Genomic DNA, 6,342 nt, shown 5'->3' with positions numbered 1-6,342 from the left:
GAATGGGTACATTCAGGGGAGCAGGTCAAGAATTCTGGCTGAATCAGGTGTGAACTAAGCTGGCAGCATCATTCACTTCAGGCCCTCGTCAGGCAGCCGGCTATAAGAAGAAAGAGTAACTGGCCATTCACGGCGTTGGCCTCAAGGCGATCGCGATTTTCGGAGACGCGTTGAAGGCAAAGAGCCATGACGACAGGCGACCTTGAGCGATCCGCGACGTTGACGCCGCTGCCGCGCGCGCAAGAGACGAGGGAGAGGCGCTGCTGGAGATCATTTCCGCGGCACTCGACGCCCATTTCGAACACATACTCGGCCAATCAATCAAGCAACGAGGGTTTCAAGGGGTGTCAGGTTTATCTCACGGCCGCGCTCCAGCAGGATTTCCTCGACCAGACGCAAGCTCAAAGGGAACCGGTAATATAGCCACACCGCTGCGCGATGATCTCGGCGGGAAAGCGGTGGCGTTTCTAGCTGATAAGCATGTCCTTGATGAACCGATGTCTACCCCAGCGACTCCTCAAAAGAAGTTACCGTGACATCGCCCTCATGAGGCATGATGCAAAGCTCCCTGCCTGTCGATCGTACCCCATCTGTCTCGGTGCCTGAGATATTGACCCGTCGGCGAGACCGCCTGCGCGGCCAACTTTCCAGATTGCATGTTGGGTCCTGCGGTCCGTTGGCCTGAGAGCTTCCGGGGCGGTTTCTCCTTCAGCGCTGCGCTTGGCAGTCTCTCCCACAAAGACCCGATAGTTTACGGCATCAGTTCTTTCCTTTCCGGTTCATCAACAAAAAGGGAGGAATGAGCAGGAAGAACGACACGAGGAAGATGGCAAAGCCCAATGCGTTCGCGGATGGTGTAGGCGCAAGGACGGACTTTGTGTGGAGCCAGACCGGCACCGTTGTATCCACGCCGCTTGTGAAGTAGCTGATCGGGAAATTGACCCAGGACAGCAGGAACGCAAAAAGCCCTCCGGAAAAAATGCCCGGCGCAAGCAACGGTAGCGTAATGCGCCGGAAGACGTAGCCGGGCTTGGCACCCAGGTCGCGGGCGGCCGTCTCGAGCGATGCGTCGTAGCCGAATACCTGGATGGCGATGATCAGGGTCACGACAGGCGCAATCCACACGATTTGTCCGAGCACAACCGCGAACCAGCCGGAGGGCACACCGAGGTTGCTGAACCAGACGAGCAGGATCAGGCCAAGTACCGCTTGTGGGAAGAATACGGGCAACAGGATCAGACGCTGAAAGAGCTTCCGGCCCTTGTAGGAGTAACGCACGAACGCCAACGCTCCGCAGGTCGCGAGGAAGACGGAGACCACCGTGACAATTGCCGCGATCATCAGCGAATTGGCGAGGGCTTCGCGGATCGCAAGGGACTGAACCATTTCCTCGTACCACCGGAACGTTGCCGGCCGTGGAAACGGAAAGTTCAGAAAGCGGGTGGGGGCGACGGAGATGATCCCGATGCAAATCATCGGCATCAATACGAAGAGCAACATCAAGCCCGAATAAACGAAAAGAAACGGCTTTGTTACATGGCGCATGGAGCTCAGAGCCTCCGAAAGAGCGAATCGAAATCCACGCGGGACAGAAGCCACAACATGCTGGCCAGCACGATCACGATCAGCAGCACCGAGAGCGCGGCACCGAGCGGCCAGTCCTGCTGCCAGCTGAAGGCAAAATCGACGCTGTGCGCGATCATCAGCACGTTCTGCCCGCCAAGAATCTGCGATTCCGACATGGAGCCGAGCGTCAAAACAAAGGTGAGCATGATGCCGATCACAAGCCCTGGTTTGGCCAGCGGCAACTCGACCTTGTGGAAAGTCTGCCAGCGGCTCGCCCCTAGATCGCGGGACGCAGACACCAACGTATCGTCAACCAACGGGAAAAGCATGAAGGGGAAATAGATGTTCACCAGACCGACAATGATGACCGGTGTCGTGAACATCATCTCCGGGAAAGGCAGGCCCAGCGTAGCGGTAATCCCGTTCAGAATGCCGCCCTTGAGGAAAAAAAGCGACCAGCCATAGAGACGTATAGTCTCGGATACGAACAACGGCATGAGGAACAGGAGCGTGAGGATCGGCGACAGCTTACCGAAGGTCTTGGCGAGGCCATAAGCGAGCGGGTAGCAGATCAACAGCAGAATAGTCGTCGAAATCGTCGCGAGTTTGATCGAGGTCCAGAGGGCCCGGTGATATCCCGCCTCGACCACCCGCTCATAATTGTCAGATGTCGCGGTTAGAACCTGCCGTGCGTTCTCTCCTTCTCCGATCGTCGTCGTCAGGCTGACGCCAGTCAGGCCTTCGGGCATGAACGACAAGGCGATCACGTAGACGAGCGGGCCGACAAAAAAGAGCAACAGATAAAGCACGACCGGCAATCCAAAGAGATAGCCTACAGGTATGCGCGCCAATATTGACCGATGGTGTGAAACCCTATCAGTCATCGACTAGAATCCCCCCATCAGACGACCAGCCGACACGGATCCGGTCGCCCGCACCGACCGCAAGGCTGGCGCTGTCGACATCGACTTTGGACAGTTCTTCGATGATGAGCCGTTTCCCGAAAGCTTCGGCCTCGTACTGGATCCGCGATCCCAACATCAGCCGGTGACTAACAATTGCCTCGATGGCGTTGTCGCAATTCTCGCCATCCCTAAGAATGCGCATGTTTTCGGGGCGCACGACCAGCTTGGCCGTGTTTCCGATCTCGTGTCCTTTGGGGACCACGGCGGTAAAATTGCCCCCCGACTCGGTGCTCGACAATGTAAGCTTTCGGTCGTTTCGATTGATGACCTGCACCGTGAATACGTTGATCTCGCCGAGGAATTGGGCCACGAACTCATTCTGCGGACGCGTGTAGATGTCGTTCGCGGTTCCGGTCTGAACGATCTTGCCGTTCTTCATGATGGTGAGCCGGTCGGACATCGTCATTGCCTCTTCGAGCGAATGGGTGACGTAGACGAATGTCTTGCCGGTGTGCCGGTGCATTTCCATCAGCTCGACCTCGAGCGTCTTGCGCAAACGGTAGTCGATAGCCGACAACGGCTCGTCAAAGAAAATGATCTCAGAGTCGTTTGCCAATGCACGCGCAATGGCAATGCGCTGACGCTCACCGCCGGAGCACTGCGCTATGGCCTTGTCGTAGTAGGATGTCGGCAGATGCACGAGCTCAAGCAGCGACATCACGCGTGCACGTTTTTTCGCCTCATCCGTCCCGCGGACATCCATGGGGAAGCCGATGTTCTGACCCACGCTCATATGCGGGAACAGCGCAAGGTTCTGGAAGACCATCGTCGTCGGCCTTCGTTCCGGAGGCAGGAACGTCACGTCCTGCCCCCGGATTTCGACTTTCCCCGACGATGGAAGCGTTGTGCCCGTCAACATGCTGAGCAAGGTCGACTTTCCACTGCCGGATGGTCCGACAATCGTGAAGAACTCGCCCTTGTTGACATGAAGTTCGGGCACGTCGGCGGCCACGAAGGATCCGTAGATCTTCTTGAGAGACGTCGCGGTCAGGATACGGTCTTCATCCATCGTCGGGCTTCACTCATCCGCGCTCTTGAAGGGCTTGTTCCCAAGCGCCGATTAGTTCATCATAGTCGGGGTTCGGCTCGAACTCGGCGCAAAGCGCCATGTGCTCCTCGAGGTCATCGTACTGTATGGCCGTCAACTCGTCTGCATCCATCTTCTCCGCGATCTGGTGGATATTGCCCACCGGGTTGAGCGAGGAGCCTGAGCGGGCAACCGCTAGGGAGCCCTCCGGCGTCTGCATGTAGTGCAGGAAATCCCCGGCAATCGGCGACAGGTTCGGGTTGTTTACAACCGAAGTGATTTCCACATAAGCCGTGCCGCCTTTGCCCTCGATAGGTCCGTGGGCCGGGCTGACCGCCCTGAATTGCGGGAAACCATCGCGGCGCAGCGAAGACACGGTAAAGGTACCGCCGGCGACGTACATGTCGATCTCGTCGTTGAGAAGTGAGTTGTTGAGCGCCGCCGGGCTGCCGATCAGCTTGGCGTTGAGGATCGTCTGGCGGATCGTCGATTTGCACTTGGTCAACTCGGCTTCGGTCTTCTTTGCGTATGGGTTTACGTCCGCGATGACGCAGAGCATGTAGATCGTCTCATATGGGAAATCCAGAACGCCGTAGCGGCCCTTCATGCTCGGTTCGAGCACGATGTTCGCGCCTTCGCTATTGGCGGTCGCCTTGGAAATCTTGTCGGTATTCACGACAAAGGACATCGGCCCGAAGCGCTGTACCATGCCGAGCAACTGACCGTCCTTGAAGGAATGCGCCCATTTGTAGGGACGCTTGAAGCGGTCAATCATGTTGTCGTAGTAGGGACCGAACGTCTCTTCGTCGAGCGGACGCAGGTAACCGGCGTCATAAAAGATGTTGGCCCAGGGATTGTTGAGGTTCACGAGGTCGAAGATTTTTGCCTGCCCCGAGCGTATCTTGTTGAAGGCATCGGCATCGCCACTCACCATCTGGAACCGAATCTGCGCCTTGTATTGACGTGCGAACGGATCAAGGACCGTCGGGCTGTCGTAGCCTTCGTACATGAAGAGGTTGAGCCGCGCGCCTATCTCATCGTCCTCGACGCTTGCGATCTCGGCACCTCCGATCGCTTGTGCCGCCGCCCGGTTTGCCATGAGCAACCCGGCAGCACCAGACATCTTCAGGAAACGTCTTCTGCTTGATCGAAACATTTTTAAGACCTCCCGTTGGTGGTGAGGAAGCGGTTCATCCCGCCTCTTTGATTGATCGTTTCGGGCGTGGCCCCTGGACTTAGGAGGCCGATTTCTGCCAACCACTCCGTAATCATCTCGTCATGGACGCCGACCATGGCCGGCGCGAGTTCGTCCGTCTTGCTGCGCAACTTCGAAACGCCGCCCGCGGCGCGCGCGCGGGCGGCTTGGCCAATGTACCAACGGCGCAATCCACGCTCGGACACCTCCGCGTGGAACTGAACACCAAGATGCGGGCCGTAGCGGAACGCCTGGTTTCGGTAGCTCGGCGTGGAAGCGAGCAGCGTGGCGCCCTCAGGCAAGTCGAAGGTATCCCCGTGGCAATGAAAAACCTCGCGCCCTTGACTGGCGAAATGCCGGATCGCGGAGGTCGTTCCAGCATCCGTCAATGCTATGGGCGACCAGCCGAATTCGAACGGCTGGCCCGGGAACACTTTCGACCCCAACGCTTCGGCGATGATCTGTGCCCCAAAGCAGATGCCGAGGACAGGTCGGTCCGCGGCAATCCGCTGACGGACGGCATCGATCTCTTCGGCAATGAACGGATAATCGTCTTTCTCGTAGACGCCGCAGGGCGCGCCGAGCACGACCATGAGTTCCGGTTCGAGCGGATCGTAAGGATGCGTATCGAGCAACGCGTCGCGATATGTGATGTCAAATCCGTGACGTTCGAGCGCTGGGACGAACCCGTCGAGATCCTCGAAAGCAACGTGGCGGTGCGCCAGAATCGATGTCATGGTGTGTCACTCCCTTTAGGTATCTTTACATACCTTTTAAAGGGATAACAAGACCAAATAATTCAGACAGGCAGAAGTCCCTGCATGAAATGGCGCGTTGCACCAACGTGCTCACGCATTGTGCGCCGAGCCTGTGTCCCGTCCGCCTTGGCAATCGCCGCGACAATCTCGGCGTGCTGCTGGTTCGAGCGAATCAATGCCTCGCGGCTTGGCGGGAGATAGGCGAGCAGCTTCCCGAGGCTATCTTGGATGTCACCCGATAGTCGCACCAAGTCCGGGTTGTCCGTGATTTGCGCGATTTTCAGGTGAAATCGCGTGTCGCGAGCTCGAAAGGCCTGAAAGTCATCGATAAGCTCCGCCATCTCTCCTACGAGCGCGCGCAATTCACGAAGGTCATCATCGGTGCGTGACTCGGCGGCCAGCTCTGCGACACCACACTCGATAACCCTACGTTTTTCCATAACTAACTGGATCTCTCGTTCGCTTCTGACCTCGGAGGCCCCATTCTCAGCCGTCGGCCATGACGGCGGTTCATCCGCCACGAAGGTACCGCCCCCGCGCCCACGGCGCGACACGAGGAACCCACCCTCGACCAGAATCTGGATCGCTGACCGCACGGTCGTCCGACTGATTCCCATCATGGTCGCCAGCTCACGCTCGGGCGGCAAACGATCCCCCGGCGCGACGATCCCGTGCTTTATGGCGCTGCCGAGACGTTCAACGGTGCGTTCGAAGAGGTTTTTTCCAGACTGACCCTCCTTGGAAAACAGGGTCCGCGCGAGTTCAACTTCGCGATTTTCACCAACAGTCTTTTTTTGAGCGCTCTTTGCCATCTTGACAGCTTCTTCAAAA

General features: G+C 57.8%; 6 protein-coding genes, 1 pseudogene and 1 riboswitch. All 7 genes and pseudogenes read right to left on the bottom strand.

Going from position 1 to position 6,342, the window contains the following annotated elements:
- Positions 1-363 precede the first annotated feature (363 nt).
- Positions 364-443: pseudogene (locus tag AB843_RS25990) on the bottom strand (IS6 family transposase); the annotation flags it as partial.
- 216 nt (positions 444-659) lie between these two features.
- Positions 660-746: riboswitch (glycine riboswitch) on the bottom strand.
- Positions 747-759: 13 nt separating this feature from the next.
- On the bottom strand, positions 760-1,545 hold the full coding sequence (locus AB843_RS12245) for an ABC transporter permease (RefSeq protein ID WP_053086129.1): 786 nt from the start codon (positions 1,543-1,545) through the stop codon (positions 760-762).
- A 5-nt stretch (positions 1,546-1,550) separates the two neighbouring features.
- Complete coding sequence (locus tag AB843_RS12240; protein ID WP_157384502.1) at positions 1,551-2,375, bottom strand: ABC transporter permease; 825 nt, start codon at positions 2,373-2,375, stop codon at positions 1,551-1,553.
- A 67-nt stretch (positions 2,376-2,442) separates the two neighbouring features.
- A complete protein-coding gene (locus tag AB843_RS12235) occupies positions 2,443-3,540 on the bottom strand; it encodes an ABC transporter ATP-binding protein (RefSeq protein ID WP_053086128.1) in 1,098 nt (365 codons plus the stop codon).
- Between the two features lie 13 nt (positions 3,541-3,553).
- The gene (locus tag AB843_RS12230) at positions 3,554-4,714 is read right to left on the bottom strand and encodes an ABC transporter substrate-binding protein (RefSeq protein WP_082143807.1); all 1,161 of its coding nucleotides are present in this window, start codon (positions 4,712-4,714) and stop codon (positions 3,554-3,556) included.
- Between the two features lie 2 nt (positions 4,715-4,716).
- Positions 4,717-5,490, bottom strand: coding sequence for a glutamine amidotransferase (locus AB843_RS12225; RefSeq protein ID WP_053086127.1), 774 nt, complete (start codon positions 5,488-5,490; stop codon positions 4,717-4,719).
- Between the two features lie 62 nt (positions 5,491-5,552).
- A complete protein-coding gene (locus AB843_RS25575; RefSeq protein WP_048647114.1) occupies positions 5,553-6,323 on the bottom strand; it encodes a FadR/GntR family transcriptional regulator in 771 nt (256 codons plus the stop codon).
- Positions 6,324-6,342: the final 19 nt, after the last annotated feature.

This window comes from Nitratireductor soli, assembly GCF_001050155.1.
Classification (GTDB): domain Bacteria; phylum Pseudomonadota; class Alphaproteobacteria; order Rhizobiales; family Rhizobiaceae; genus Nitratireductor; species Nitratireductor soli.
The sequence above is the reverse complement of the archived record's forward strand: the minus strand, read 5'-3'. Positions and strand labels throughout refer to the sequence as shown.